Raw genomic sequence first — 26,805 nt, 5'->3', positions numbered from 1 at the left:
CTCCCGTTAAGGGAGAGGGAAAAACGTTCAACGCGTCACACCCAGATCACCCGAGCTGAGCGCACCGTCGTCATCATTCACGCCGTGGCGTCCCAGTTCCATCCGCGCGATGGTGCGGTTGTGCACCTCATCGGGGCCATCGGCAAGCCGCAGCGTGCGCATATGCGCATAGGCCTTGGCGAGACCGAAGTCTTCGCTGACACCAGCGCCGCCATGTGCCTGGATGGCATCGTCGATGATCTTGAGCGCCATGCGGGGCGCGGCGACCTTGATCATCGCGATCTCGGCCTTGGCGTACTTGTTGCCGACCTTGTCCATCATGTCAGCAGCCTTGAGGCAGAGCAGGCGGTTCATCTCGATATCGATGCGCGCAGCGGCCAGACGCTCATCCCAGATGCTGTATTCCGAGATGCGCTTGCCGAAAGCGACGCGGGTTTGCAGACGCCGGGCCATCTTGGCCAGTGCCTCTTCGGCTACGCCGATGGTGCGCATGCAGTGATGGATGCGGCCAGGTCCAAGCCGGCCCTGCGCGATCTCGAAGCCGCGGCCTTCACCCAGCAGGATGTTCGAAGCCGGGATGCGAACGTTGTTGAGCTCGATCTCCATATGGCCGTGCGGCGCGTCATCATAGCCGAACACCGGCAGGTGGCGCACGATGTTCACGCCGGGCGCATCGAGCGGCATCAGCACCATCGATTGCTGAGCATGGCGCTTGGCCTCGAAATCGGTCTTGCCCATCACGATCGCGATCTTGCAGCGCGGATCGCCCGCGCCAGACGACCACCATTTGCGGCCGTTGATGACATATTCGTCGCCTTCGCGGCGGATCGAGGTTTCGATGTTGGTCGCATCGGAAGAGGCAACCTGCGGCTCGGTCATCAGGAACGCAGAGCGGATTTCGCCGTCCATCAGCGGCTTGAGCCACTCGTCCTTGTGCGCACGGGTGCCATAGCGGTGCAGCACTTCCATGTTGCCGGTGTCGGGCGCCGAACAGTTGAACACCTCGCTTGCCATGCCGACACGGCCCATTTCCTCAGCGCAGAGGGCATATTCGAGGTTGGTGAGGCCGGGGCCATCGAATTCGAAGCTGTCGTCGACATGCGCCAGATTGGGGTTGGAGGGCGGCATGAACAGGTTCCAGATGCCCGCGGCCTTGGCCTTGGCCTTCTCTTCCTCGATCACGGGCAGCACCTTCCAGCGCGACCCTTCCTTCTGCTGGGCGTCATAGTCCTTTTCGCGCGGACGGACGTTGCTTTCGATGAAGGCGCGGACGCGGTCGCGCCAATAGCCCTGGCGCTCGGTAAGATCAAAATCCATGTTTCGGGTTTCCTTTCATAGGGATCTAGCGATTGGCGATATCTGCAAGCCGCGCTTCATGATCGGCGCGGCCCAGCGGAAAGCGGGTGAACAACCAGGCGCACAACACGCCGATGACCGTGGTGGCGATGGCAAAGGTGACGGCGAGGCGATCGATGACCTGCGCGGCCACTTCCCCCGGCTGGGCATTTTCGGGGAAACCGGCGGTCGACAGGATCAGCGCAGATGCGAGAATGCCGAGCCCGCCGATGCACTTCTGCATGAAGAAGAAGCCGGCGAAGAAAATCCCCTCGGTGCGCTTGCCGCTGCTGGCTTCGGCCGCGTCGGTGACATCGGCGATCATCGAACTGATCATCATCATCGCGCAGATACCGAAGGTCGTCGACAGCGCAATCAGCCCCAGCACCAGCGCGATCGACAGCGTTGTGCCGTTGTCCGGGAACAGCCCCGCCAGACGCAGCCAGTACGGCATCGTCGCAAGCGTCAGCGACAGCAGTGCGCCGATCGCGGCGGTACGCGGCTTTTCCAGGCGCCGCGAGACCGGTCCGACGATCACGAACGCCAGCGCGACGCCGAGGAACAGCACGAACGGATAGATGTTGAACGCCATTTGCGGGAACTCCCACACGTACAGCATCAGATAGTTGGTCAACGCAAAGAACAGCCCCTGATTGGCAAAGGCGCAGATTCCCGCGGCGAGCAGCAGCTGGAAAGGCCGGAACTTCAGCGCGGCGACAAAATCGCCCAGGCCGTGCGCGGCATGGCGGATGTCGCCGGTATTGGGCTTGGCCATCAACCTGTGCGTTCCGAGCGCGGAGACGACCACCGAGACCAGCATGACGATCGCGCCCGCCACTGCATAGCGGTGATAGCCATTGGGGTTGAGCACGCCATTTTCATAGCCGGGCTCGGGCACCAGCAGCAAAGCATAGGCGGCGTAGAGCATCACAAGGCCCCCCAGCCAGCCGAACAAGAAGCGATAGCGCAGTACCTCGGTGCGTTCGTGATAATCGCGGGTCATCTCCGGCAGCATCGCCAGCGCCGGAACCTCATAAGCGGAGAACGAGAAGCGAACCGCCATGGCCACCACAATCAGATAGACGAACAGGCCGCCATTGCCGATCTCGGGCGGGTTCCAAAGCAACAACCACGACAAGGCGATCGGCAGCGCCGCGGCATAAAGCCAGGGGTGGCGACGCCCCCAGCGGCTGCGTGTGGCATCGGACTTGTGGCCGACAATCGGATCGAAAAAGGCATCTGCGATCAGCGCGATCAGCACCGCAAGCCCAACCTGCTCGGCGGGCATCCCCACGACCTGGTTGAAATAGATCAGCAGGAAGACGGCAAAGCCGTTGTCCTTGATGCCATAGGCCACCGAGCCGAAGCCGTAGGCCAGCTTGGTGCCCATCGAAACGCGGGCGGCAACTGGCTTGGTGGTCAGGCTGGCAAGATCGGTCATGCGTGGCAAGCGCCCCCAAGGGTGGCGCGATGCCGACGGGCGACATGAGGCACCGCCGCGCCTGTTGGCGCTGGCCATGCTATGGACCGGGCGGCCCGCTGCATTGATTCTCTCCCGCTTGCTTTGCTTGGGGTTACCATATGACGCCTGCCGTAAACGTCAACCGCGCTCGCGCTGACGTTACGGCATTCGGCCTAGGATTCAACAGGCTTGCAGCCCGGTTCGCTCCACCATAGACTGAGTCGCGAAGCGCAGTTTTGGCCGCAGGAAAAACTTCCCGGCCAGGGCGCGCGCTGGATCAAACCATGCGGGAGAGGATGACGATGAGCGATCTCGATCAGTTCAGACTGGACGTGCGCGAATGGCTGGAGGCGAACTGCCCCGCCGAGATGCGCGAGCCGGTGCGCGGCGAGGATGACGTCTGCTGGAGCGGACGCAACTGGACCTTCAAGAACGAAGCGCAGAAGCAGTGGCTGGAGCGCTGCGTGGCCAAGGGCTACACCGTTCCCGACTGGCCCACGGCCTATGGCGGCGCTGGTCTCTCCGCAGGCGAGGCCAAGATCCTCCGTCAGGAAATGGCGCGGATCAATGCGCGCCCGCCGCTGTCGAGCTTCGGCATCTGGATGCTCGGCCCCGCACTGCTGCAGTTCGGGACCGAAGAGCAGAAGGTGCATTATCTGGGCCAGATCGCGCGCGGCGAAATCCGCTGGTGCCAAGGCTATTCGGAACCCGGTTCGGGCTCCGACCTCGTCAGCTTGCAGACCTTCGGCGAAGACAAGGGCGACCATTGGGTGGTCAACGGCCAGAAGATCTGGACCAGCTATGCCGACAAATGTGACTGGATCTTCTGCCTGGTCCGCACCGACAAGACCAACAAGTATCAGGGCATTTCCTTCCTGCTGTTCGACATGGAGACGCCCGGCGTCACCACCAAGCCGATCAAGTTGATCAGCGGCAACTCGCCGTTCTGCGAGACCTTCTTCGACAACGTCGTCGTGCCCAAGGAGCAGATCGTCGGCGAACTGAACCGCGGCTGGGATGTCGCGAAGTATCTGCTGGGCCACGAGCGTGAGATGATCTCGGGTGGCGGCCTCGGCGATGGAGCGCCGTCGCTGGGCGCGCAGATGCTGGGTTCGATCGGTGCCAACGGCCTCGGCCAGCTCGACGATGGCTTGCTCCGCGCGGAGCTTGCGCAGTTCGATGTCGATGCGCTGGCGTTCAAGGCGATGGCCGAGCGCTTCACCGACGAGATGAAGTCGGGCAAGGGCCACCCCGCCCAGCCCAACATGATGAAGTACGCCGGAACCGAGCTCAACAAGCGCCGCCACGAGCTGGTGATGGCGGGCAACGGATCGGACGCGCTCGAATGGGAAAGCGAAGCTTCCAAGGGCGGCGCAAAGGCGCGCAACTGGCTGCGCACCAAGGCCAACAGCATCGAGGGCGGCACCAGCGAGGTGATGCTCAACGTGATCGCCAAGCGCATCCTCGACCTTCCCGGGGCGTGATCGCCATTTAGCCCTTTTTGATCGGTCCCCTGCGCAAGCAGGGGTCCATCTCCCGAGCGTTGCGTTTGGTGCACCGGCAGGAGATGGCTCCCCGCCTTCGCAGGGAACCGCGCATCTCAAGATTTGCGAGACATTTCCATGCCAATGTACCTCAACGAAGACCAGGCGATGCTGCGCGACAGCGCGCGCGAGTTCCTCAAATCGGAAGCCCCGGTCAGCCATCTGCGCAAGCTGCGCGACGACAACTGCAAGGACGGTTTCCGCCACGCGCTGTGGAAGCAGTTCGGCGAAATGGGTTTTACCGGAATCCTGATCGGTGAAGACGATGGTGGCCTCGGCCTCGGTCATGTCGAAGCGGGAGTCGTGCTCGAGGAGATCGGCCGCAACCTGTCGCCGTCGCCGTTCCTGACCACTGCGATCGCAGGCGTTGCCGCACTCAACCATGGCGGGCAGCATCTCAAGGACAAGTTCTTTCCCGGCATTCTGGCCGGTGATACCGTGCTCGCGCTGGCGATCGACGAAGGCGCCAAGCACCGGCCTTCGCACATCACCACCAAGGCCGAGCGTTCGGGCAACGGCTTCAAGCTCACCGGCAACAAGCAGTTCGTGATCCAGGGCGCCAGCGCCGATGCGCTCATCGTTGCGGCGCGCACTGCAGGCGCCGCCGGTGAAACCGACGGGCTGACGCTGTTCGCGGTCGATAAGGACGCGGCGAACATGTCGATGGATAGCACCCGGCTGGTCGACAGTTCGATGGCGGCGCATGTCACGTTCGACGGTGTGGAGGTCGATGGCGATGCGGTGATCGGTGAAGTCGACAACGGCTGGCAGGTGCTCTCCTCGCTGCTGCGTGCAGGGCGCGCAGGCTCGGCCGCAGAGCTGGTCGGCGTGGGTGCAGGGGCGATGGACATGACCGTCGATTACCTCAAGCAGCGCAAGCAGTTCGGGCGCCTGATCGGCGAGTTCCAGGCGCTGCAGCACCGCGCCGCGCATCTCTACAGCGAAATGGAAATCGCCCGCGCCGCCGTGCTCAAGGCACAGCAATTGCTCGACGAGGGCAAGGACAGCGCCGAGATTTACGTTTCGGTCGCCAAGGCCAAGGCTGGGCGCACCACCAACCTGACCGTGCGCGAAGGCGTGCAAATGCATGGCGGCATCGGCATGACCGACGAGTACGACATCGGCTTCTACATGAAGCGCGACCGCGCGCTCAACGAGTTCATGGGCGATGCGAATTTCCACGCGGGCCGGGTGGCTGAAATTTTCGGGTACTAACTGGCTTCTCCCCCCCGTAGGCGGGAAGGGTGGCTGAGGCGCAGCCGAAGCCGGGTTGGGCCTACCCTGCTGTAAATTTCAGGCCCACCCCGGTCCAGCAAGCTGGACCCGCCCCTCCCGCAAGCGGGAGGGGAGAAAGATGCAAGGAGAGCGATATGGCACTCGATCCCGATATCTTCGACGCGCTGCTCGAGGGCGTACGCCGGTTCGTCACCGAGCGGCTGCGTCCGCTGGAAGCCCAGGTGTCGGAGACCGACGAGATCCCCGATGATCTGGTGCAGGAGATGCGCGAGCTCGGGCTTTTCGGACTGTCGATCGGCGAGGAATTCGGCGGGCTGGGCCTCAACATGGAGGAAGAGGTGCGCATCGCGTTCGAGCTCGGGCGCACGTCGCCCGCGATGCGATCGACCTTCGGCACCAATGTCGGCATCGGCAGCCAGGGACTGGTGATGGACGGCAACGATGCGCAAAAGGCCAAGTATCTGCCGAGAATCGCCAGCGGTGAGATCATCACCTCGTTCGCGCTGACCGAGCCCGATGTCGGGTCGGACAGCGGCGCGGTGAAAACGCGCGCCGAGCTCGACGGCGATTCCTATGTGCTCAATGGCTCCAAGCGCTACATCACCAATGCCGACAAGGCCGACCTGTTCACCGTGATGGCGCGCACCGGCGGCCCCGGCCCCAAAGGGGTGAGCGCCTTCCTGGTGCCGCGCGATCTACCAGGGCTTTCAGTGGGCAAGCCCGAGCGTAAGATGGGTCAGCAGGGCGCGCATGTCTGCGACGTGATCTTCGACAATGTGCGCGTTCCAGTGGAAAACAGGCTGGGCGCTGAAGGCGATGGCTTCAAGGTCGCGATGCGCGTGCTCGATCGGGGGCGGCTGCATATCTCGGCTGTCTGCGTTGGCGCGGCCGAGCGGCTGATTGCCGACAGCGTCGCCTATGCCAAGGAGCGCAAGCAGTTCGGCAAGCCGATCGCCGAGTTCCAGATGATCCAGGCGATGATCGCCGACAGCGTCGCTGAAGCCAAGGCGGCCAAGGCTTTGGTGCTGCAGACCGCCCGCGCCAAGGACCGGGGCGAGCGGATCACCGAGGATTGCGCCTGCGCCAAGCTGATCGCCTCCGAAATGGTCGGAAGGGTCGCCGATCGCGCGGTGCAGATCTTCGGCGGGGCGGGTTATATCGCCGATTACGGAATCGAACGCTTTTACCGCGATGTCCGCCTGTTCCGCATCTATGAGGGAACCAGCGAGATCCAGCGCACCATCATCGCAAGGGAAGCCTTGCGCAACGAAGGATGAATATGATGAACATCGAACAGCTGTTTTCGGTCAAGGGCAAGGTCGCCCTCGTGACCGGCGGATCGCGCGGCATCGGCAAGATGATCGCGCAAGGCCTCATCGCCGCTGGCGCCAAGGTCTATATCTCGGCGCGCAAGGCCGATGCCTGCAATGCCACCGCGGAAGAACTCGGCCCCAACTGCATTTCGCTTCCGGCAGACATCTCGACCGTCGCAGGCGCGCGCCAGCTGGCGGCGCAGCTCGCCGAGCACGAGAGCCGTCTCGACATCCTGGTCAATAACGCAGGCGCGGCCTGGGGCGCTGAGTTCGAGGATTTCCCTGAAGTCGGCTGGGACAAGGTGATGGACCTCAACGTCAAGTCGCCCTTTTTCCTGACCCAGGCGCTGCATGGTCTGCTCAAAGCGGGTGCGACCGCCGAGACCCCTGCGAAGGTGATCAACATTTCGTCAGTCGATGGAATGCGGATCAACCCGTGGGAAACCTACAGCTATCAGGCCAGCAAGGCGGCGCTGATCCAGCTGACCAAGCGCATGGCAGTCCGCCTGCTGCGCGATCATATCTACGTCACCGGCATCGGCCCTGGCGCGTTTCCGTCTGACATGAACAAGGCCGCGCGCGATCATGGCGACATGGTTTCAAAGAGCGTCCCCAACAAGCGCGTCGGCGACTGGATGGACATTTCCGGCGCGGTGATCTTTCTGGCCAGCCGGGCCGGGGATTACGTCATCGGAACCACGATCCCGGTCGATGGCGGCATCGTCAACGCGCAGGTGCCCACGGGGGGCTACGACCCCGAAGGGCACTGATCCACTTCAAACCGCGATGTGACGACACGTAAAATCGCAGCGCCTGCTCTGGCGCTGCGGTTCGCGTTGCTGCATCCTGCTGCAAGGACAAGAGCAGGAGAGAGCAGCATGGCATTCCGGAGCATTCCTCTCGCGCTGGCGCTCGCCGTCTCGGCAGTCACCGCCGGTGCCTTCATAGCGCCGACCGCCGCCGTCGCGCAAAAGGCAAAGGCCGGCAAGGCAGCGGGCGGATCGATGAAGGGGCTGCTTGGCAACGCCTCCGACAGTGCGCTCGACCAGTTGTCCAGGCCCGGCGCATTCTATGCCGATCAGGCCGTGCGCATCCTGCTGCCAGGTCCGCTGCAAAAAGCGACCAAGCTGATGAAGCTGACCGACAAGGCGGGGCTTACCAACAACCTTACCCGTTCGATCAACGATGCCGCTGGACTTGCAGCGCAGGAAGCCAAGCCGGTGTTCCGTTCGGCGATCGATTCGATGACGCTGACCGATGGCGTCGGCATCGTTACCGGAGGCGATACCGGCGGCACGCAATATCTCAGGCGGACCTCGGGCGATGTGCTGCGGCAGAAGATGCGGCCGCTGGTGAGCGATGCACTGGGCAAGACCGGCGCGCTCAAGCAACTCGATTCGCTGGGGCGCGGGGGCGGAACCGGCAGCATGCTGGGTGCCCTCGCTGGCGTGGATCTGAGCCGCGACGGGTTGATCGACAGCGTCACCGATCAGGCGATGTCCGGCATCTTTACCTATATCGGGCGCGAGGAATCGAATTTCCGCAACAACCCGCTCAAGGCCGGGCAGAAGCTGCTCGACGCCGTCACGGGCAAATAGCCTTACGGGCGGTCGGTGGGGTTCATCAGGTCGCGGACATAGTCGATAAGACCGGTCTGGCGGGCGCGCCGCATGCGTTCGGACTGCAGGATCTGGCAGACCTTGGTGAAGCAGCTCTCGACGTCGTCGTTGATCACCACGAAGTCATAGCCGTCCCAATGGCTGATCTCGTCCTGCGCGCGCGCCATGCGGCTGGCGATCACCTCTTCGCTGTCGGTGTTGCGGCCACGAAGCCTGCGGTGCAGTTCCTCGAGCGAGGGCGGCAGGATGAATACGCGCACCACATCGCCCTCTGCGCGCTGGTACAGTTGCTGCGTGCCCTGCCAGTCGATATCGAACAGGAAATCCTGTCCCTCGCGCAGGCCCTGCTTCACCGCAGCCTTGGGAGTGCCGTAGAAATGGCCGAAAACCTTGGCCCATTCGAGCAGCGCGTTGTCCTCGACCAATTGGTGGAAGGTGGCTTCGTCGATGAAGTGGTAATGGGTGCCGTCGATCTCGCCGGGGCGGGGAGGGCGGGTGGTGACCGATACCGAAAGGCACAGCTGCGGGTCCGCTTCCAGCATCATCCGCGCGATGGTGGATTTGCCCGCGCCCGAGGGCGATGAAAGGATGAACAGCAGCCCGCGCCGAGCGAGCGCATTTTTGGAAGCGGAAATGACCATGGCGGCTCATGGCCAAAGCCGGGCCTTTGCGTCAACCGGTTTGTTCAGTTGGCCCGGGATACAGACGATCAATCAGGACCCGACGATCAGCCCTTGGGCTTGGAATTGAGCTCAGCCTCTTCCTTCGCCTTGCGCTGATCGTAGATCGCCTTGGCGAGCAGCGCGCCGCCCACCAGCAGGGCGCCGGGGACCGAGCGAGTGGCGATGCGCGCGGCGATCGCGCCCATCAGCGTCCCACCGAAAAACCCAGCGGCGAGATTGCTCTTTGCGCGCGAACTGATCAGGCTGCGCACCATCTCGTCATTGGCAGCAGTCGAGATCAGCCGACCCGCACCGCTGATCGCCCCGCGCGACCAGTGCGCGGGCGGCGTCGATGTCGCAGGCGCGCTACCGTTTGCAACAGGTCCGGGAGTCGCTGCCGGAGCGGCGGGGGCAGGGACGGGGGCGGGCGGGGTCGTGGTGGGGCTGGTCATGTGGCTATCCATAGCTGAATTGGGTTTGGACCTCAAACGCCCCATTACGTCCAAGCGTTCCGCGCCGATCTAGCGTCCGGTCATATCCTCTGCGCGGACGTGCTCATCGAACGTTGCCTCGTCCACCAGGCCGAGCGCGAGCCCCGCCTGTTTGAGCGTCAGCCCGTGTTCGTGCGCGTGCTTGGCGATCTTCGCGGCGCTGTCATATCCGATCACCGGGGCCAGAGCGGTGACCAGCATCAGCGAGCGATCGACCAGTTCGGCGATGCGACCCGTATTGGCCTGCAGCCCTTCGACGCAGCGCTCGGCAAAGCCTTGCATTCCAGTCGCGAGCAGATCGATCGAGCGCAGCACATTGGCGCCGATCAACGGCTTGAATACGTTGAGTTCGAGATGCCCCTGCATCCCGCCGACAGTCACCGCCTGATGGTTGCCGATCACCTGCGCCGCGACCATGGTCAGCATCTCGCACTGGGTGGGGTTGACCTTCCCGGGCATGATCGAGCTACCCGGCTCATTGGCTGGAAGATCGAGCTCGCCAAGCCCCGAGCGCGGGCCCGAGCCCAGCAGCCGGATATCGTTGGCGATCTTGGTCAGCGCTACCGCCAGCGTGTTCAACGTGCCCGAAAGGTGCACCAGCGGATCGTTGGACGCGAGTGCCTCGAAGCTGTTTTCCGCCGGATGGAACGGGTGACCGGTAATCTCGGCAATCGCCTGGCACATATCCAGCGCGAAGCCCTCGGGTGCGTTTAGCCCCGTGCCCACCGCAGTTCCGCCGATCGCCAGCCGATAGGTACCCGCAACAATCCCGGGTTCGATCCGCCGTCCGCAGCGATAGAGCTGGTTGGCATAGCCGGAAAATTCCTGCCCCAGTGTCAGCGGCGTCGCATCCTGCAGATGGGTGCGACCGATCTTGACGATATCGGCCCATTGCGCGGCCTTGTCCTCCAGCGCCACGGTCAGCCGGGCGAGTGCGGGCAGCAGCCGGGCGCGGCACTCCAGGCTGGCGGCGATATGCAGCGCGCTGGGAAAGGCGTCGTTGGACGACTGGCCCATGTTGACATGATCGTTGGGGTGCACCGGCGTCTTGCCGCCGCGCGTTCCGGTGAGCAGTTCGTTGGCGCGGCCCGCGATCACCTCGTTGACGTTCATGTTGCTCTGAGTGCCGCTGCCTGTCTGCCAGATGGTCAGCGGGAACTGATCGTCATGCCTGCCGGTGATCACCTCGGTCGCGGCCGCATCGATGGCGTCGGCGATCTCGGCGGGCAGGCCGTGGCGGCGGTTGACCCGTGCTGCGGCCTGCTTGACGATCGCCAGCGCGTGCACGATCGCGATCGGCATCCGCTCGTGCGGCGCAAACGGAAAGTTCTCGATGCTGCGCTGGGTCTGCGCGCCCCAATAGAAATCCGCAGGCACCGCGATGGAGCCCAGCGAATCGCTCTCCAGGCGGGTGTCGGGCTTGGTCATGATGGCTGGTCCGTCTGTTGAGCGGCCACGCCGCTATTTGCGCTTGCCGAAATCCACGCTGACAACGTTGGAACCATCGCCATCGCCGCCGGGATGGTCGTTTTCGGCGGCCTCGTGCGGCTCGGGCGGAGGCGTATCGCCGGTCACCTGGAACTGCAGCCCGAAATCGACCGCAGGGTCGACGAACGCGGTGATCGCGCTGTACGGGATGAAAAGGTGCGCAGGCACCCGGTTGAAGCTCAGGCCCACCGCAAAGCCCGTCTTTTCAACCTTCAGGTCCCAGAACTTCTGCTGGAGCACGATGGTCATTTCGTCGGGGAAACGCTCGACCAGATGCCGGGGAATATCGACACCCGGCGATTTGGTCTTGAAGGTGATATAGAAATGGTGGTTCCCGGGGAGGCCGTTGGTCTCCACCTCGCCCAGCACCCGGCCCACGACAGCGCGCAGGGCTTCCTGCACGATCTCGTCATAGGGAATCAGGCTGTCGGCTGCATCGTCACTCATGCCTTTTTGTTGGACTGACTGCCGCGCAGGGTCAAGGCGCTATTGCCATGTCGGGGCAATGAGCTTCGACAGACGGCAAAGATGTTGCGCGTGCCCGCGAGGTGATTATAGGGCGCACCATGCGCAGCGCCCGGATAGAACGCAAGACCCATGAAACCGACATCTTCGTCGAGGTGAATCTCGACGGGACCGGTCAGTTCGACGTCTCCACCGGCATCGGCTTTCTCGATCATATGGTGGAGCAGTTCTCGCGCCATTCGCTGATCGACTTGACCTGCCGGATCAAGGGCGACTTGCATGTCGACCAGCACCACACCACCGAGGATTGCGCGCTGGCCATCGGCCAGGCGATCGTCCAGGCGCTGGGCGACAAGGGCGGCATCGTCCGCTATGGCCATGCCTATTCGCCGATGGACGAGACGCTGAGCCGGGTTGCGGTGGATATATCGGGCCGCCCATTCTTCGTCTGGAAGGCGGGCTTCACGCAGCCCCGTTTGGGCGAGATGGACACCGAGCTGTTCGAACACTGGTTCCATTCGATCGCGCAGACCGCAGGGCTGACGCTGCACATCGAACTGCTCTACGGCGCCAACAACCATCACATCTGCGAAAGCATCTACAAGGGTTTTGCCCGCGCGATGCGGTCCGCAGTCGAGATCGACCCGCGCAAGCAGGGCGCCATTCCCTCGACCAAGGGTGTGCTGGGTGGCTGAGCGCGTTGCGCTGATCGATTACGGCGCGGGCAATCTGCACAGCGTCCACAACGCGCTGAAGGCGGCAGGCGCTCCCGACATCGCGGTGTCGGCCGATCCCGATATTGTGCGCAACGCCGACCGGATCGTTCTGCCCGGTGTGGGCGCCTTCGCCGCCTGCATGGGCGGGCTTGCGGCTATTCCGGGAATGATCGATGCCCTGGAAGCCCGGGTGCTGGGCGACAGGGTGCCGTTCCTTGGCATCTGTGTCGGCATGCAGCTGCTCGCGACGCGGGGCGTGGAGCATGGCGTGCATGCGGGCCTCGGATGGATTCCCGGCGAGGTTCGGCTGATCGAGGCCGCACCCGGCATCAAGGTGCCGCATATGGGCTGGAACGATGTCGTGCCCGAAGCAGGTGCGCCGCTGATTGCGCATGGCGAGGCCTACTTCCTGCACAGCTATCACTTTGTCGCCGCCGATGAGTCGCATGTCGCCGCGCGCACCGATCATGGCGGACCTGTCACAGCTGCCGTGGCGCGGGACAACATCATCGGCGTTCAATTTCATCCGGAAAAGAGCCAGGCCTACGGACTGGACCTGCTCCGGCGCTTTCTTGACTGGAGCTGGCCATGAGCATCATCGTTTTTCCGGCCATCGACCTCAAGGGTGGACAGGTGGTCCGGCTCGCCGAGGGCGATATGGACCGCGCGACCGTGTACGGCGATGATCCCGCAGCACAGGCGATGCTTTTCTCGCAGGCCGGCGCGCAGCATCTGCACGTCGTCGATCTCGACGGCGCGTTTGCCGGCGAGGCGGTCAACCGCAGCGCGGTCGAATCGATCATCGCGAGCTTTCCCGGCTATCTGCAGCTGGGTGGCGGAATCCGCACGCGCGAAGCGGTCGAGGGCTGGTTCGGCCTCGGCGTCGCGCGCGTCGTTATCGGCACCGCGGCGCTGACCGATCCTGAGTTCGTTCGCGACATGGCGAAGGCCTATGAGGGCGGCATTGTCGTCGCTGTCGATGCGCGCGACGGCATGGTCGCGACACATGGCTGGGCAGATGTCTCCGACGTGCCGGTCGCCGACATGGCGCGCCGGTTCGAGGATGCGGGCGTCGCCAGCCTGCTGTTCACCGATGTGGGCCGCGACGGCATGCTCAAGGGCTGCAACATCGAGGCGACCGTGGCGCTGGCGCGCACCACGGATATCCCGGTAATCGCCAGCGGCGGGGTGAAGGGCATCGACGATATCCACATGCTCAGCCTGCATGCCGAGGACGGCATCGAGGGCGTGATCACGGGCCGCGCGCTGTATGATGGCCGGCTGGACCTGGCGACCGCGATCGCGATGGCCGCGCGCTGATGAGCGTTCGCGTCCGAGTCATTCCCTGTCTCGACGTCGCCAATGGCCGGGTGGTCAAGGGCGTGAACTTCGTCGACTTGAAGGATGCGGGCGATCCGGTCGAACAGGCGCGCGCCTATGACGCCGCCGGTGCTGACGAGCTGTGCTTCCTCGATATCTCGGCCAGCCATGAGGCGCGGGGCACGATCATCGAAGTGGTCCGGCGCACGGCCGAAGTCTGCTTCATGCCGGTGACCGTCGGCGGCGGCGTGCGCAGCCCCGAGGATGCGCGCGCGCTGCTGCTGGCAGGCGCGGACAAGGTCGCGATCAACAGCGCGGCGGTTGCAAGGCCCGAGCTTGTCGGCGATATCGCCGAGCGCTTCGGCAGCCAGTGCGTCGTCGCCTCGATCGATGCGCGGCGCCGCGCGGAAGGTGAGGGCTGGGAAATCTTCACCCATGGCGGACGCAAGGCGACCGGGATCGATGCCATAGCGCACGCGCTCAACCTGACCAGGCTGGGCGCAGGCGAGCTGCTCGTGACTTCGATGGACCGCGACGGCACCCGCGATGGCTATGATCTGGACCTCATCCGCACGATCGCCGACCAGGTGGATATCCCGGTCGTGGCGAGCGGTGGCGTCGGCCACATCGGCCATCTGGTCGACGGTGTGACCCAGGGCCATGCCAGCGCGGTGCTGGCCGCCTCGATATTCCATTTCGGCGAAGCGAGCATCGCCGATGCGCACGCAGCCTTGCGCGCGGCAGGCCTGCCTGCGCGGGGCGGTTGACCGGGTAAAATCGGCTGAACGGAATGTCGGCCCGCTTGACAAGCGGCAGATATGGGCGTGGGGCTTTAACCATTGTACGCAAGCAATTCCGCCGCTCAGGCCGATTTGGCCAGCAGCTTGCTTAACCTTTGAACATGAAGTGTCTCGGAATGAAACCCGGCAGAATCAACGGCTTTACCGCGCGCGGGATCGTGGGCGCATTGGGCGGCGCGTTGCTTTTAGGCCAGCAGGCGCTGGCCAGTCCGCTGTCGGGTGCGACGCTTGACGGGCTGACCCGCGCCGAAGGCATCCGCAGTTGGATCGAGATCGCAGAACCCGGCAATCTGGGCCTGCTGTTCATGGGAATTGCCGGACTGCTGATCGGCCGCTGGGCCGCGGGCGGCAAGCGCAAGGGCCCGCCCAAACCCTGAACGGTCGAAGCTTCGCCCTCTTGACCTTGGCCATGGCTGCGCGCAGAGCGCTGAACCATGGCAGACCCCATCATCCAGCGGCTTGAAGCCATCATCGCCGAGCGGCGCAGCGCCTCTTCCGACAGCAGCTATGTGGCGAAGCTGAGCGCCAGGGGCCGTGCCCGCATCGCCCAGAAGATCGGCGAGGAGGGCGTCGAGACCGTCATCGCCGCGATCAAGGACGACGGCCCGGGCGTGATCAGCGAAAGCGCCGATCTGATTTTCCACCTGCTGGTGCTGTTGGCCGATATGGGCCTGACCTGGGACCAGCTTCTCGCTGAACTGGATGCCCGCGAAGGCACCTCCGGGATCGCCGAGAAGGCATCCCGCCCGAAGGAGTGACCGATCATGCCGATTGACCCCACGCTTCCCTATGACGACCGGAACATCTTCGCCAAGATTCTGCGCGGCGAGATTCCGTGCACGAAGGTCCACGAGGACGACCATGTGCTGGCGTTTCACGACATCAACCCGCAGGCGCCCACGCATGTGCTGGTGATCCCCAAGGCACCGTTCGTCAGCTGGGACGATTTCTCGGCGCGGGGCACTGACGAGCAGATTGCGGCGTTCGTGCGCGGTGTGGGCGAGGTGGCGCGCATGCTGGGGCTGGTCGAGCCCGGCTATCGTCTGCTCGCCAATGTCGGCATGAATGCGCACCAGGAGGTGCCGCACCTCCATGTCCACCTGTTCGCTGGGCGCAAGCTGGGCCCGATGCTGATGAACGGCTGACCTTTTCGGCGGGACGGCCCTGCGATAGACTGGCGGCGCACACGGGGAAGAGTGATCATGATCAGGCTGCTGGCGATCATTTCCGTTTTGCTGCTGACGATCACTCCGGTCTGGGCGGACAGCGGGGTTCCCTGCGTGCGCATGCTCGGCGATTTCTGGGGCGAGACTCCGGCCCCGTCCGATATCAGAACGATCGACGGCACCGCCTACAAGAGCCCCGAGGACCTAGCACGCGCTGTCGGCGATGGTGCGGTGATTCAGGGCGGCAATTTCTCCGAATGGGATTTCCGCAAGGTCCGGCTGACCAATGCGTGTTTCGTGGAGGCCGATCTCAAGGGAAGCGTGTGGACCGGGGCCAACGCGCCCGGGGTCGGCTTCATCAAGTCCGATTTGACAGAAGCCGCGTTGAGCTCGATCAGGGCCCCCGGCGTGCTGTTCCGCGATGCGGTGCTGACCAATACCCATGCCGACAAGGCCGACTTCAGCGGCGGGTGGTTCGAGGGGGGCTGGTTCGATGGCGGTGTCGATGGTTGGAAACTCGATGAAGCGAACCTGACCGGTTTCACTTTCTCCTGCGGCATCACCCTGTCCGATGGCTGCCCGCTTTATGATGGCGACCGGCAGATTTCGGCGCGTGGTGCCGACTTTACCCGAGCGAAGCTCAGCAGCTTCCACCGTTATGGCCTGAGCGACATCGAACTTGACGGTGCGGTGCTCGATCGCACCGAGATCTCTCCCGGCCAGCTCGCCAGCTTCAAGGGGCGCAAGATTGTCCACCCCCTGGTGCTGACAGGCGCCGACAGGACGATCGAGCTTTCGGTGGAAGAGGCCCAGGCGATCGCCGACGATACCGCAATCGCCGCGTCCTTTGCCAGCGGGCCCTCGTTCGATTGCGCACGTGCGGCGAGCGCTGTCGAAAAGATGCTGTGCCTGCCCGATGCGCCCGACCTTGGCCAGGCCGACCGTGACATGGCCGCACTGTTCGCCAGGGTCCGCAAGGTCCGCCCGCAGGCGGTTGCAGAACAGCGGCAATGGATCGGACAACGCGACGCGTGTATGCGCGGCGAATACCCGTCCGATTGCCTGCGCGCCGCGCACCGCGACCGGATCGGGGAGCTTCTCGGCCAGCTTGGCGAGCAGGAGTGGCTAGCGCGCGGGCAGGGCGCGGTTTTCATCGAGGATTCCCTTCCGCTGACCGATGCGATGCGCGCCAGTGCCGTATTTGCGCGGATCGCTCCGGTGCTGGCAGGTGCATCGGACGCGCTGGTCTATGTCAGCCGCGCTACCGACGGAAGCTATGCGGTGAGCGGCGAGGCGGTCGGTGCCAATGCGCACACCTGTTCGCTGGGTGCTTCGGGCCTGCGGCTCGATCCGCTTACCGGATGGTACTCCGCGCCGATCCCGGGCAAGCGGCTTAATGCCAGGGTCATCCGCGTCCATGGCGACGTGGTGGAGGTTTTCGAGAGCGGGCGCCCCTCGAGCGACCTGCCCGAGGCCGAGCTGGATTATGCCAGTTGCGGGATGCGCGCGGCGTTCTCGCCGCTGCGGCGGATCGACCTACAGCCTGAGGATCTCAAGCGCTATGCCGATCAGGCACGTTTGCAGGAGTAAAGCCCGCAATCCTGCCGCAACTTTATGACAAGCCGGTTGCCAGCGCGTGAAAAGCCGCTAATCCTTTGGGCATAGGGGTGTAGCCCCGGGACGCAACCGGCAGGTCCGAACCTGCCATGGGTGGGAAATCGACAACATCATGAAATTTGCCCGTGTCAAACCGCTGGACGCCATATTGGCGACCGCGAAGAAAAAATCATTGCACCCGACGCTCGGGGCCTTTCAGCTGACCCTGTTCGGGATCGGCTGCGTCATCGGTACCGGCATCTTTGTGCTGACGTCTGCGGGCGCGCAAAAGGCCGGTCCCGGCCTGATGCTGGCGTTTGCAATCGCTGGCCTGATCTGCATCGTGGCCGCTTTGTGCTATGCCGAAATCGCCGCAATGATCCCGGTCGCGGGGTCTGCCTATACATATACCTATTCGGTAATGGGCGAAATGCTGGCCTGGACCGTCGGCTGGGCGCTAGTGCTCGAATATGCCGTGGCGGCAAGCGCGGTGTCGGTCGGATGGTCCGGCTATTTCACCGGCACGATATTGAACGAATTTTTCGGGATCGTGCTGCCACCATATCTGACAGCAGGCCCTGTCGCGCTGGGAGGCGCACCGGGTGGTCTGATCAACCTGCCTGCCGTGGTCATCGCGCTGCTGGTGACGTGGTTGCTGATGATCGGCACCAACGAATCGGCCAAGGTCAACGCCGTGCTGGTGCTGATCAAGGTGACCGCGCTGACCGCGTTCATCGTGCTGACCCTGCCTGAAACCGAAATGGCTAACTTCAATCCCTTCCTGCCTGCCGGTGTGTTTGGCGGCTTTGGATCGGGCGTGGGCGCCGTGGGTGCTGCCGCGACCATCTTCTTTGCCTATGTCGGCTTCGATGCGGTCTCGACAGCTGCCGAAGAAACCAAGAACCCGCAGCGCAACGTGCCGATCGGCCTGATCGGCAGCCTCGGCATCTGTACCGTGTTCTATATCCTGGTGGCTGCAGGCGCAGTCGGATCGATCGGCGGCCAGCCGATCATGGGTCCTGGCGGCGTTCCGTTCCCCGCAGGTTCTGAAGAACTCGCCCGCCAGTGCGCGCTGCCCGAATATTCGGAAATGCTGGTCTGCTCGAACGAGGCGCTGGCGCACGTGCTGCGCAAGATCGGCTTCAGCGGCGTGGGCAACATGCTGGGCATCGCGGCCTTCATCGCGCTGCCTTCGGTGATCCTGATCCTGCTGTTCGGCCAGACCCGCATCTTCTTCGTGATGGCGCGCGATGGCCTGCTGCCCGAAGGGCTGTCGAAGATCCACCCCAAGTGGAAGACGCCCTATGTCGTCACCGCGATCACGGGTGCGATCGTGGCCTTTGCCGCAGCGTTCCTGCCGGTCGGACAGCTTGCCGATATCGCGAATGCCGGAACACTCTATGCGTTCATGATGGTGGCAATTGCGGTGATGATGCTGCGCAAGACCGATCCCGATCGCGAGCGGCTGTTCCGTACGCCGGCCCTGTGGCTGGTCGGACCGGCGACGATCGCAGGATGCATCTTCCTGTTCCTCAACCTGCCGTTCGAGGCGATGATCGTGCTGCCTGCGTGGGCTGCTGTCGGCCTGGTGATCTATTACCTCTATGGCTACAAGGCGAGCCATCTGGGCAAGGGCATCGTCGAGGTACCCGACGACGACATCCTCAACCCGCACGGTTGATCCAGAAAAACCCCGGCCTCACCCGCCGGGGTTTTTTGTGTCCAACCTACATCGGCGATTTGGGACAGGTGCCCGGGCGCGCGAACAGCTTGCCGCGCTCGGCCCAAAAGATCACCGCAAGCGCCGCGATGCCGCAGACAAGAAAGCCCAGTGCCATCGGAAGCGTGCTTCCATCGAAGGCCTGGCCGACAAAGGCGCCGATCGCAGTGCCCAGCACAGTGCGGAACGCCATCTGGAAGGACGAGGCCGCACCTGCCATCTTGGCGAACGGTTCCATCGCAATCGACCCGAAATTGGCGCCGATAAAGCCGATCATCGCCATGTTGAGCGCGACAATCGCCAGAAACAGCGCCATCGGCTCGCCCGGGATCAACGCCGCGCCGATCTGCATCGCCGACAGCACCAGGAACGCCAGCAACGCCGATTGCGAAACGCGGCGTGCGCCGAAACGCTCGACGATGCGGCTGTTGAACCAGTTGGAAAGCGCCATCGATCCTGCGACCGCGGCGAAGGCGTACGGGAAAATCTCGCGCGCGCCGAACACTTCTGAAAAGATCTGCTGCGAGCTGTTGAGGAAGCCGAACATCGCCCCCATCAGCAGGCCGCCCGCGGCGACGTGGCCAAAGCCGGTGCGGTTGAACACAACCTTGAACCAGGTGCTGCCGATCGTGTCGAGCCGGATCGGGATGACGTTTTCGGGCTTCAGCGTTTCGGGAAGCCGCAGGAACACCCACACCCCCACAGCGGTGCCCATCACGGTCAGCAGGATGAAGATGAACTGCCATTCGGCGAAATACAGGATCAGCTGGCCGATGGTCGGCGCGATCACAGGCACCGCCATGAAGACGATGAAGATGATCGACATGAACCGCGCCATCCGGTCGCCGGAAAAGATGTCGCGGATCACAGAGACCACCAGCACGCCCATCGCCGCCGCAGAAAATCCTTGGGCAAAGCGCAGCATCAGCAGAGTGTCGAAATCGGGTGCAAACGCGCAGGCGAGACCGAACACGACATACATCGCAACCGAAAACAGCAGCACCGGCTTGCGACCGAACCTGTCGCCGATCGGACCATAGAACAGCGACCCCAGACCCATGCCCATCAGGTAACTGCTGATGATGTACTGCCGGTTGTTGGGATCGGTGACGGAGAACGCTTCGCCCAGCGCGGGGAATGCCGGAAGGATGGCATCGATCGCCAGCGCATTGAGCGCCATCAAGGCGGCCATCATCGCCACGAGCTCGCGCGGGCCCAGCGGAAACTCCGTGGTCGGCGCCAAGGCAGCTCTGGGCGCCGGTTCTGCTAACTGGTTATTGTGCATTGCATCATAATGGGCGTTGCGGCCGCGATTGCCAACCGCCTGTCGCACTTCTATTTCTCTGCCAGCATGCCAGACCCCCATGATCCGCCGCTGCGCAAGATCATCCACATCGACATGGATGCCTTCTTTGCGAGCGTCGAACAGCGCGACAACCCGGCGCTGCGCGGGCGGCCCGTCGCGGTTGGAGGCTCCTCAGGGCGGGGTGTGGTGGCCGCGGCCAGCTATGAGGCGCGGACCTTCGGGGTGCGCTCGGCAATGCCATCGGTCACCGCGCTGCGGCGCTGCCCCGACCTGCTGTTCGTCAAGCCGCGTTTCGATGTCTATCAGCAGGTCTCGCGCCAGATCCGCGCCATCTTTGCCCGGCACACCGATCTGATCGAACCGCTGTCGCTCGACGAGGCGTATCTCGACGTCAGCATCAACAAGCACGCCATCGCATCGGCGACGCAGATCGCGCAGATGATCCGCGCCGATATCGCGCGCGAGACCGGACTGACCGCAAGCGCGGGCGTGTCATACAACAAGTTCATCGCCAAGCTGGCGAGTGACCAGAACAAGCCCGATGGCCTGTGCGTGATCCGCCCCGAACAGGGATCTGCCTTTGTCGCCGCACTGCCGATCAAGCGCTTTCATGGCGTCGGCCCGCGCACCGCGGAAAAGATGGCGGGCCTCGGCATCGTCACCGGCGCCGATCTGGCGGACAAGACCGAGCAATGGCTGCTTGCGCATTTCGGCAGCTGGGGAAGCTATCTGCACGGCGCCGCGCGCGGGATCGACCACCGCCCGGTACGCCCCGACCGGATCCGCAAATCGATCGGCGGCGAACGGACCTATGGCGAGGATATCTGGACCGAATCGGGATTGCGTGACGCGCTGGAGAGCATCGCCGACATCGTGTGGGAACGCGTCGAACGCAACGAGGCGCAGGGGCGCACCGTGACCTTGAAGGCGCGCTATGCCGACTTCCAGACGATTACCCGCGCCCGTTCGCTCGGCCAGCCGGTGCCGGACCGCGCAGCCTTCGGCCAGATCGGCCAGGCGCTGGTCGATCAGATCCTGCCGCTGCAGAACGGCATCAGGCTGCTGGGGCTGACCTTGTCGGGCCTGTCGAGCGCCGAGGAAGAGGAAGAGACCGATCTGCGCCAGCCCGAGCTGCCATTCAGCTGAATGCAGCTGCTATCCTACCACTCAGCTGCTGGCGGCAGGCCGTCGCGCACCTCGATCAGGCGGCGCAGGCTGGCAGGTGCGATGTTGGCGGGCAGGAGGTCAAGCGGAACGAAAGCCGCCTCGATGATCTCGCGCCCATCGACGCAAGGTTCGCCCGAGGCCGTGCCGGTCACAACGGTGATGTGATTGCGCGCGCCCTCGGCAGCGGAGAAGAATTCCCCATGAATCCGCGCATTGCCAAGCCTGCAGCCGGTCTCCTCGCGCAATTCGCGCTCCGCCGCGGCCAGCACGGTCTCGCCGCGATGGATGCCTCCACCGGGTAGCATGAACAGGTCGCGCGACTGATAGCTGTGTCGCACGAGCATGACGGTGCCGCCATCGCCCAGTGCGACGACCTTGACGCCGTAGGTGCGCGGCTTGAACACCCGCCAATAGACCAGCCGGACCTTCTGGGCGACCCGGTAGACCGGATGCATCGCGCTCATGCGCGCTGTCCGGACCCGCCGCATCGCCCGAAGCGCTCAGACATCCAGATTGGCGACGTTGAGCGCATTCTCCTGGATGAACTCGCGACGCGGCTCTACGATATCGCCCATCAGCTGGGTGAAAACCTCGTCGGTGATGTCGGCGTCGTCGACCTTGACCTGCAGCAGCGAGCGATGGTTGGGATCGAGCGTGGTTTCCCACAGCTGCTCGGCGTTCATCTCGCCCAGCCCCTTGTAGCGGGCGATGGCCAGCCCCTTGCGCCCAGCCGCGAGGATCGTTTCGAGCAGAACCGAAGGCCGATTGATCGTCACGCCGGTGACCACGGTGACGGCGTCATCCGCTTCATCGCCATCGATGTCGCTCTCGGTCGGCGCAGCGGCGCCCGCTTTGACCAGTCTGCTCGGGTTCAGGTACATCGGGGCGAATTCGCCTGCCACCCTGTGCAGCTTGCGCGCCTCGGCGCTGTTGAGGAAGGGCAGGTCGACGACGTGATGGTCGGTTACCCCGCGCCACCAACGCTCGAGATGATAGCCGCCCTCGACCGAGAGTTCACCCGTCCAGCGCGCCTCAGGATCGGCCCCACCCATCCAGGCCGTCGCGGTGTTGACCGCGGCCAATCTGTCGCTGTCCGGCATGTCGGGCGAAAGTGCCCCGGCAAGCGCCAGCCCCTCGATGATCAGAGGATCGTAACGGCGCGGGACGTAGGTCATCAGGCTCTTCATGCGCCGGGCGTGCTCGACCAGTTCGCGAAGATCATCGCCGCCGCGCGCGCCCTCTACCGTCTCGAGAATACGGCCCTGCAGCCCTGCATCGACCAGATACTGATCGAGCGCGTCATTGTCCTTGAGATACACCTCGCTCTTGCCCTTGGCGACCTTGTACAGCGGCGGCTGGGCGATGTACAAATGCCCTGCGCGGATGATCTCGGGCATCTGACGATGGAAGAACGTGAGCAGCAGCGTACGGATATGCGCGCCGTCGACGTCAGCGTCGGTCATGATCACGATCTTGTGATAGCGCAGTTTCTCGATGTTGAAATCATCGCGAATGCCGGTGCCCATCGCCTGGATCAGCGTGCCAACTTCCTTCGACGAGATGATCCGGTCGAAGCGCGCACGCTCGACGTTGAGGATCTTGCCCTTCAAGGGCAGGATCGCCTGGTAATGCCGGTCGCGGCCCTGCTTGGCCGATCCGCCTGCCGAGTCACCCTCGACCAGGAACAGTTCGGACTTGGCAGGATCACGCTCCTGGCAGTCGGCAAGCTTGCCGGGCAACGAAGCGATGTCCATCGCGCCCTTGCGCCGGGTGAGTTCGCGCGCTTTCTTGGCGGCCTCGCGGGCCGCTGCGGCATCGATGATCTTGGCGACGATCGACTTGGCGTGCGCGGGGTTTTCCTCGAGCCACTCGGCCATCTTGTCGGCCATCAGGCTTTCGAGCGGCTGGCGAACCTCGGAGCTGACAAGCTTGTCCTTGGTCTGCGAGCTGAACTTGGGGTCGGGAAGCTTGACCGAGACGATCGCGGTCAGGCCTTCGCGCATGTCATCGCCGGTGAGCGAGACCTTTTCCTTCTTCAGCAGCCCCGACTTTTCCGCATAGCTGTTGAGCGTCCGGGTCAGCGCGGCGCGGAAGGCGGCCAGATGCGTGCCGCCGTCGCGCTGTGGTATGTTGTTGGTGAAGCACAGCACGTTCTCGTAATAGCTGTCGTTCCACTCCAGCGAGACGTCGATGGTTACATCGTCGCGCGACCCGGAAATCGCGATCGGATCGGGCATCAGCGGCTGTTTGTTTCGATCGAGCCATTTGACGAACGCGGCAATCCCGCCCTCGTAATACAGGTCGTGCTCCTTGGGCTCGGCGTGGCGCTCATCACGCAGGATGACGCGGACGCCCGAGTTGAGGAACGCGAGCTCACGATAGCGGTGCTCGAGCTTCTCGAAATCATATTCTGTGACGTTCTTGAACGTGTCCTGCGAAAACAGGAAGGTGACCTGCGTGCCCTTCTTGCCCTCGGGCGCAGGTCCCGTGACCTTCAGCGGCGCTTCGGAATCGCCGTGACGAAAGCGCATCCAGTGTTCCTGGCCGTCGCGCCAGATGCGCAGCTCGAGCCATTCCGACAGCGCGTTGACGACGCTGACGCCCACGCCGTGCAGGCCGCCGGAAACCTTGTAGGCATTGTCGTCGCTGGTGTTCTCGAACTTTCCGCCCGCGTGCAGCTGGGTCATGATGACCTCGGCCGCCGAGATGCCCTCTTCGGTATGGATTCCCGTGGGGATGCCGCGGCCGTTATCCTCGACCGTCACCGAATTGTCGGGGTTGAGCGTGATCAGCACGCGGTCGCAATGGCCGGCGAGCGCCTCGTCGATGGCGTTGTCCGAAACCTCGAACACCATGTGGTGCAGGCCTGATCCATCGTCGGTATCGCCAATGTACATGCCCGGGCGCTTGCGCACCGCATCCAGGCCCTTGAGGACCTTGATCGAATCTGCGCCATAGCTGTTGGTGTTGGCCGGGTTCTGGTTATTCTCGGTGGAAGTGCTGGGAGTGTCTGTCATCGTTGCGTCATAGCCGCGCGAGACCCGAAACCCAAGCGGAACTGGTCGTTTTTGCACATATTTTAGCGTGCCACAGACGCTGCGGAACGACCTGCCACGATCCCTCCGCCGCAGGTTGCTTGTATGACCCGGGCGATCACCTATAACCGGAACCATGAAAGCCAATCCGCTGCCTCTGATCGCCGTGCTGCTGCCCATTTTGGCGGTCGCCGGATGCGCCGACCCCGAACCTGCGAGCAAGCGCGAGCCGGGCGGTCAGGCCGCTGGCGAACGGCTGGGCGCGTCCGACGCCAGCCCGACCGCGCGCCCGGTGAGCATCGGCGAGGGCGGAACGCGCTTTGCCGCCTGCCAGGGACGCGGCCGCGTCGGCGGATTGCGCGGGGGCGAACTGCCGGTGCGCGATGCTCCGTTCGATGGCGCCAAGCAGGTCGGCGCACTCACCGACGACACCCATGTCTTTGTCTGCACCCGCAGCCTCGACCAGCAATGGCTTGGGGTCGTGGTCGGACCATCGCCCAGCAGCCAGGCCGCTCCCGAAGGCGCAGCTGCGCCGCCAACGGATGAGGCAGCTCCCGCCGCAACGGTCGATTGCGGGGTGACGAGGCCCGTTCGCACCAAGCAGCCTTATGCCGGTCCGTGCCTTAGCGGCTGGGTGGAAAACACCTTTGTCGCCGCGGTGGCCAATTGATCGGCCGTCAGGCTGTCGCCCCTGCGATTGCCGCTTTCCTCGTGATGCCGCTCTGGGCATAACTTGCCTCAAGCAGGTGGCGCTCAAGCCGCCGGGAGAGGATTTGGATGGACATTAAAGCAGAGCTCGAACGCGAATTCGGCAACTGGCCGGGGATTGTTGCGGCATGGGGAACGCTTCAGCCCGATGCCATCGCGCTCGATGACGGGTATCACCGCATCAGCTGGGGCGCGCTGTCGGGCCAGGTCGACCGCATCGCAGCGCAGCTGATCGCCGATGGCCTACAGCGTGGACAGGCGGTAGCGATTCTCGGCACCACCGGCATCCCTTATGCGCTCGCTTATCTGGCGGCGATCCGCGCCGGCGGCTGTGCTGCGCCACTCACCACCAGCGCAACGCCGCGCCAGCTCGCCAACATGCTCGCCGATTCCGGCGCGATCCACCTGTTCATTGATGGCGACAAGCGCGCCGAACTGCTCGCCAGCGGAGTGGATCTGGGGACGGCGCGCCATGTCATGCTCGATGCCGCGGCCGGTGAAACGCCTTCGCTGAGCGAATGGATGGCGCCGGAAGGCTCCGTGCCCGACATCGCTCCGCCGCAGCCGGGCGATGCCTTCAACATCATCTATTCCAGCGGCACCACCGGAACCCCCAAGGGCATCGTGCATTCGCACGCCATGCGCTGGCGGCAGTCGGTCGCGGGGTTCCAGGCGATCTATAGCGAACAGGCACGCGCGATCCTCTCCACCCCGCTCTATTCGAATACCACGCTCGCGGTGTTCCTGCCCACTATCGTGCATGGCGGCATGGTGCGGCTGATGGGCAAGTTCGATTCCGGCCAGTGGCTGAATGCCGCCCAGGCCATGCGCGCCACCCACACCATGCTGGTGCCGGTGCAGTACCAACGGCTGATGTCCGACCCGGCGTTCGATTCGCATGATCTGTCATCGATGCAGGTCAAGTTCTGCACCAGCGCCCCGTTCAGTGCAGAGCTCAAGGCAGAAGCGCTGCGCCGCTTCCCCGGCGGTCTGGTCGAAATCTACGGAATGACCGAGGGCGGGGTGGTGTGCATGCTCCAGGCGCACAACTTCCCCGACAAATTGCACACCGTCGGCCAGCCGGTGAAGGGACACGACCTCAAGGTCATCGACGAAGAGGGCAGGGAACTGCCACCGGGATCCAAAGGCGAGATGGTGGGTCGCTCGCCGACGATGATGAGCGGCTACAAGAACCAGCCCGACAAGACGCGCGACATGGAATGGCGCGATACGGACGGCAATCTGTGGTTCAAGATGGGCGATATTGGCATCGTCGACGAGGACGGCTTCGTCCAGATCGTCGGGCGCGCCAAGGACATGATCATCTCGGGCGGGTTCAACATCTACCCCAAGGACCTCGAGGAAATCCTGATGCAACAGCCTGGTGTCGCGGATGCCGCGGTCGTCGGGATGCCGTCGGAGCGCTGGGGCGAAACCCCGGTGGGCTTCGTGGTCGCGGCGCCGGACCATGCGCTCGACCTCGATCAGCTGCTCGCCACCGTCAACGCCGAACTGGGCAAGACCCAGCGCCTCTCCGCGCTCCACTCGATCGACGAACTTCCGCGCAGCCATATTGGCAAGATATTGAAGACGGACCTGCGGGCGATGCTGGCCGAGACTGCAGGCTAGACTCGCCGCGTTGCCCCAACTATCGGC

Annotated in this window: 26 protein-coding genes; 17 read left to right on the top strand and 9 right to left on the bottom strand. The window is 64.0% G+C overall.

The features are described 5' to 3' along the window. Window positions 1–27: 27 nt before the first annotated feature. On the bottom strand, window positions 28–1,317 hold the full coding sequence (locus tag B5J99_RS14900; protein WP_117352829.1) for an acyl-CoA dehydrogenase family protein: 1,290 nt from the start codon (window positions 1,315–1,317) through the stop codon (window positions 28–30). A gap of 25 nt (window positions 1,318–1,342) precedes the next feature. Beyond that, a complete protein-coding gene (locus B5J99_RS14895) occupies window positions 1,343–2,776 on the bottom strand; it encodes an MFS transporter (RefSeq protein WP_054135241.1) in 1,434 nt (477 codons plus the stop codon). A 323-nt stretch (window positions 2,777–3,099) separates the two neighbouring features. On the opposite strand from B5J99_RS14895, the gene B5J99_RS14890 reads away from it, so the two are divergent. The 5 genes from B5J99_RS14890 (at window position 3,100) to B5J99_RS14870 (ending at window position 8,488) form a co-directional block, all read left to right on the top strand. Next, window positions 3,100–4,281, top strand: a complete 1,182-nt coding sequence (locus tag B5J99_RS14890; RefSeq protein WP_117353538.1) for an acyl-CoA dehydrogenase family protein — start codon at window positions 3,100–3,102, stop codon at window positions 4,279–4,281. 138 nt (window positions 4,282–4,419) lie between these two features. Beyond that, a complete protein-coding gene (locus B5J99_RS14885) occupies window positions 4,420–5,556 on the top strand; it encodes an acyl-CoA dehydrogenase family protein (RefSeq protein WP_117352828.1) in 1,137 nt (378 codons plus the stop codon). A gap of 155 nt (window positions 5,557–5,711) precedes the next feature. Beyond that, on the top strand, window positions 5,712–6,854 hold the full coding sequence (locus B5J99_RS14880) for an acyl-CoA dehydrogenase family protein (protein WP_054135238.1): 1,143 nt from the start codon (window positions 5,712–5,714) through the stop codon (window positions 6,852–6,854). Between the two features lie 5 nt (window positions 6,855–6,859). Further along, window positions 6,860–7,660 (top strand): SDR family NAD(P)-dependent oxidoreductase, encoded by an 801-nt coding sequence (locus tag B5J99_RS14875; protein ID WP_117353537.1) that lies wholly within the window; start codon window positions 6,860–6,862, stop codon window positions 7,658–7,660. 108 nt (window positions 7,661–7,768) lie between these two features. Next, complete coding sequence (locus B5J99_RS14870; protein WP_245991646.1) at window positions 7,769–8,488, top strand: DUF4197 domain-containing protein; 720 nt, start codon at window positions 7,769–7,771, stop codon at window positions 8,486–8,488. 2 nt (window positions 8,489–8,490) lie between these two features. On the opposite strand, the gene gmk is transcribed toward B5J99_RS14870, so the two are convergent. From gmk to B5J99_RS14850, 4 genes are all read right to left on the bottom strand, one after another. Next, window positions 8,491–9,150 (bottom strand): guanylate kinase, encoded by a 660-nt coding sequence (gmk, locus tag B5J99_RS14865; protein ID WP_054135236.1) that lies wholly within the window; start codon window positions 9,148–9,150, stop codon window positions 8,491–8,493. 86 nt (window positions 9,151–9,236) lie between these two features. Then, window positions 9,237–9,623, bottom strand: a complete 387-nt coding sequence (locus tag B5J99_RS14860) for a hypothetical protein (protein ID WP_069050036.1) — start codon at window positions 9,621–9,623, stop codon at window positions 9,237–9,239. A 69-nt stretch (window positions 9,624–9,692) separates the two neighbouring features. Continuing rightward, window positions 9,693–11,090, bottom strand: coding sequence for a class II fumarate hydratase (gene fumC / locus B5J99_RS14855; RefSeq protein ID WP_117352827.1), 1,398 nt, complete (start codon window positions 11,088–11,090; stop codon window positions 9,693–9,695). Between the two features lie 33 nt (window positions 11,091–11,123). Continuing rightward, window positions 11,124–11,597 carry an SspB family protein gene (locus B5J99_RS14850; RefSeq protein ID WP_054134881.1) on the bottom strand — a complete coding sequence of 158 codons (474 nt, stop codon included), beginning with the start codon at window positions 11,595–11,597 and terminating at the stop codon, window positions 11,124–11,126. Window positions 11,598–11,716: 119 nt separating this feature from the next. Between B5J99_RS14850 and hisB the strand changes: the two genes are divergently transcribed. The 9 genes from hisB to B5J99_RS14805 all read left to right on the top strand — a co-directional run bounded on the left by hisB (window position 11,717) and on the right by B5J99_RS14805 (window position 18,894). Continuing rightward, window positions 11,717–12,310, top strand: coding sequence for an imidazoleglycerol-phosphate dehydratase HisB (hisB, locus tag B5J99_RS14845; RefSeq protein ID WP_054134882.1), 594 nt, complete (start codon window positions 11,717–11,719; stop codon window positions 12,308–12,310). Further along, on the top strand, window positions 12,303–12,923 hold the full coding sequence (hisH, locus tag B5J99_RS14840; protein ID WP_117352826.1) for an imidazole glycerol phosphate synthase subunit HisH: 621 nt from the start codon (window positions 12,303–12,305) through the stop codon (window positions 12,921–12,923). Before hisB ends, hisH begins: the two co-directional genes overlap by 8 nt. Window positions 12,924–12,925: 2 nt before the next feature. Beyond that, complete coding sequence (gene hisA, locus B5J99_RS14835; protein ID WP_054134992.1) at window positions 12,926–13,651, top strand: 1-(5-phosphoribosyl)-5-[(5-phosphoribosylamino)methylideneamino]imidazole-4-carboxamide isomerase; 726 nt, start codon at window positions 12,926–12,928, stop codon at window positions 13,649–13,651. Continuing rightward, a complete protein-coding gene (hisF, locus tag B5J99_RS14830; protein ID WP_117352825.1) occupies window positions 13,651–14,418 on the top strand; it encodes an imidazole glycerol phosphate synthase subunit HisF in 768 nt (255 codons plus the stop codon). Before hisA ends, hisF begins: the two co-directional genes overlap by 1 nt. Before the next feature lie 149 nt (window positions 14,419–14,567). Beyond that, on the top strand, window positions 14,568–14,828 hold the full coding sequence (locus B5J99_RS14825) for a hypothetical protein (RefSeq protein WP_069050032.1): 261 nt from the start codon (window positions 14,568–14,570) through the stop codon (window positions 14,826–14,828). 57 nt (window positions 14,829–14,885) lie between these two features. Then, window positions 14,886–15,209, top strand: coding sequence for a phosphoribosyl-ATP diphosphatase (locus B5J99_RS14820; RefSeq protein ID WP_117352824.1), 324 nt, complete (start codon window positions 14,886–14,888; stop codon window positions 15,207–15,209). Window positions 15,210–15,215: 6 nt separating this feature from the next. Further along, entirely contained in the window at window positions 15,216–15,596 is a 381-nt protein-coding gene (locus tag B5J99_RS14815; RefSeq protein ID WP_117352823.1) for a histidine triad nucleotide-binding protein, read from the top strand. A 57-nt stretch (window positions 15,597–15,653) separates the two neighbouring features. Next, window positions 15,654–17,207 (top strand): pentapeptide repeat-containing protein, encoded by a 1,554-nt coding sequence (locus tag B5J99_RS14810; RefSeq protein ID WP_117352822.1) that lies wholly within the window; start codon window positions 15,654–15,656, stop codon window positions 17,205–17,207. Between the two features lie 139 nt (window positions 17,208–17,346). Next, on the top strand, window positions 17,347–18,894 hold the full coding sequence (locus B5J99_RS14805; protein ID WP_117352821.1) for an amino acid permease: 1,548 nt from the start codon (window positions 17,347–17,349) through the stop codon (window positions 18,892–18,894). Window positions 18,895–18,940: 46 nt separating this feature from the next. On the opposite strand, the gene B5J99_RS14800 is transcribed toward B5J99_RS14805, so the two are convergent. Continuing rightward, window positions 18,941–20,176: a multidrug effflux MFS transporter gene (locus B5J99_RS14800; protein ID WP_069050028.1), complete on the bottom strand. Its 1,236-nt coding sequence runs from the start codon at window positions 20,174–20,176 to the stop codon at window positions 18,941–18,943. Window positions 20,177–20,284: 108 nt separating this feature from the next. Between B5J99_RS14800 and dinB the strand changes: the two genes are divergently transcribed. Further along, window positions 20,285–21,385: a DNA polymerase IV gene (dinB, locus tag B5J99_RS14795; RefSeq protein ID WP_117353535.1), complete on the top strand. Its 1,101-nt coding sequence runs from the start codon at window positions 20,285–20,287 to the stop codon at window positions 21,383–21,385. A 14-nt stretch (window positions 21,386–21,399) separates the two neighbouring features. Here the strand turns inward: dinB and B5J99_RS14790 are convergent, their stop codons facing one another. Both B5J99_RS14790 and gyrB read right to left on the bottom strand, forming a co-directional pair. Then, window positions 21,400–21,870 carry an NUDIX domain-containing protein gene (locus B5J99_RS14790; RefSeq protein WP_117352819.1) on the bottom strand — a complete coding sequence of 157 codons (471 nt, stop codon included), beginning with the start codon at window positions 21,868–21,870 and terminating at the stop codon, window positions 21,400–21,402. A 36-nt stretch (window positions 21,871–21,906) separates the two neighbouring features. After that, window positions 21,907–24,423, bottom strand: a complete 2,517-nt coding sequence (gyrB, locus tag B5J99_RS14785) for a DNA topoisomerase (ATP-hydrolyzing) subunit B (RefSeq protein ID WP_117352818.1) — start codon at window positions 24,421–24,423, stop codon at window positions 21,907–21,909. Window positions 24,424–24,577: 154 nt separating this feature from the next. Here gyrB and B5J99_RS14780 point away from each other — a divergent pair, with 154 nt between their 5' ends. Both B5J99_RS14780 and B5J99_RS14775 read left to right on the top strand, forming a co-directional pair. Beyond that, window positions 24,578–25,111, top strand: coding sequence for a hypothetical protein (locus B5J99_RS14780; protein ID WP_117352817.1), 534 nt, complete (start codon window positions 24,578–24,580; stop codon window positions 25,109–25,111). A 107-nt stretch (window positions 25,112–25,218) separates the two neighbouring features. Further along, complete coding sequence (locus B5J99_RS14775) at window positions 25,219–26,778, top strand: class I adenylate-forming enzyme family protein (protein WP_117352816.1); 1,560 nt, start codon at window positions 25,219–25,221, stop codon at window positions 26,776–26,778. Window positions 26,779–26,805 lie beyond the last annotated feature (27 nt).

It is taken from the genome of Blastomonas fulva, assembly GCF_003431825.1.
GTDB classification, from domain to species: Bacteria; Pseudomonadota; Alphaproteobacteria; order Sphingomonadales; family Sphingomonadaceae; genus Blastomonas; species Blastomonas fulva.
Note: the sequence above shows the minus strand (reverse complement) of the source record. Positions and strands in the feature narration are given on the sequence as shown.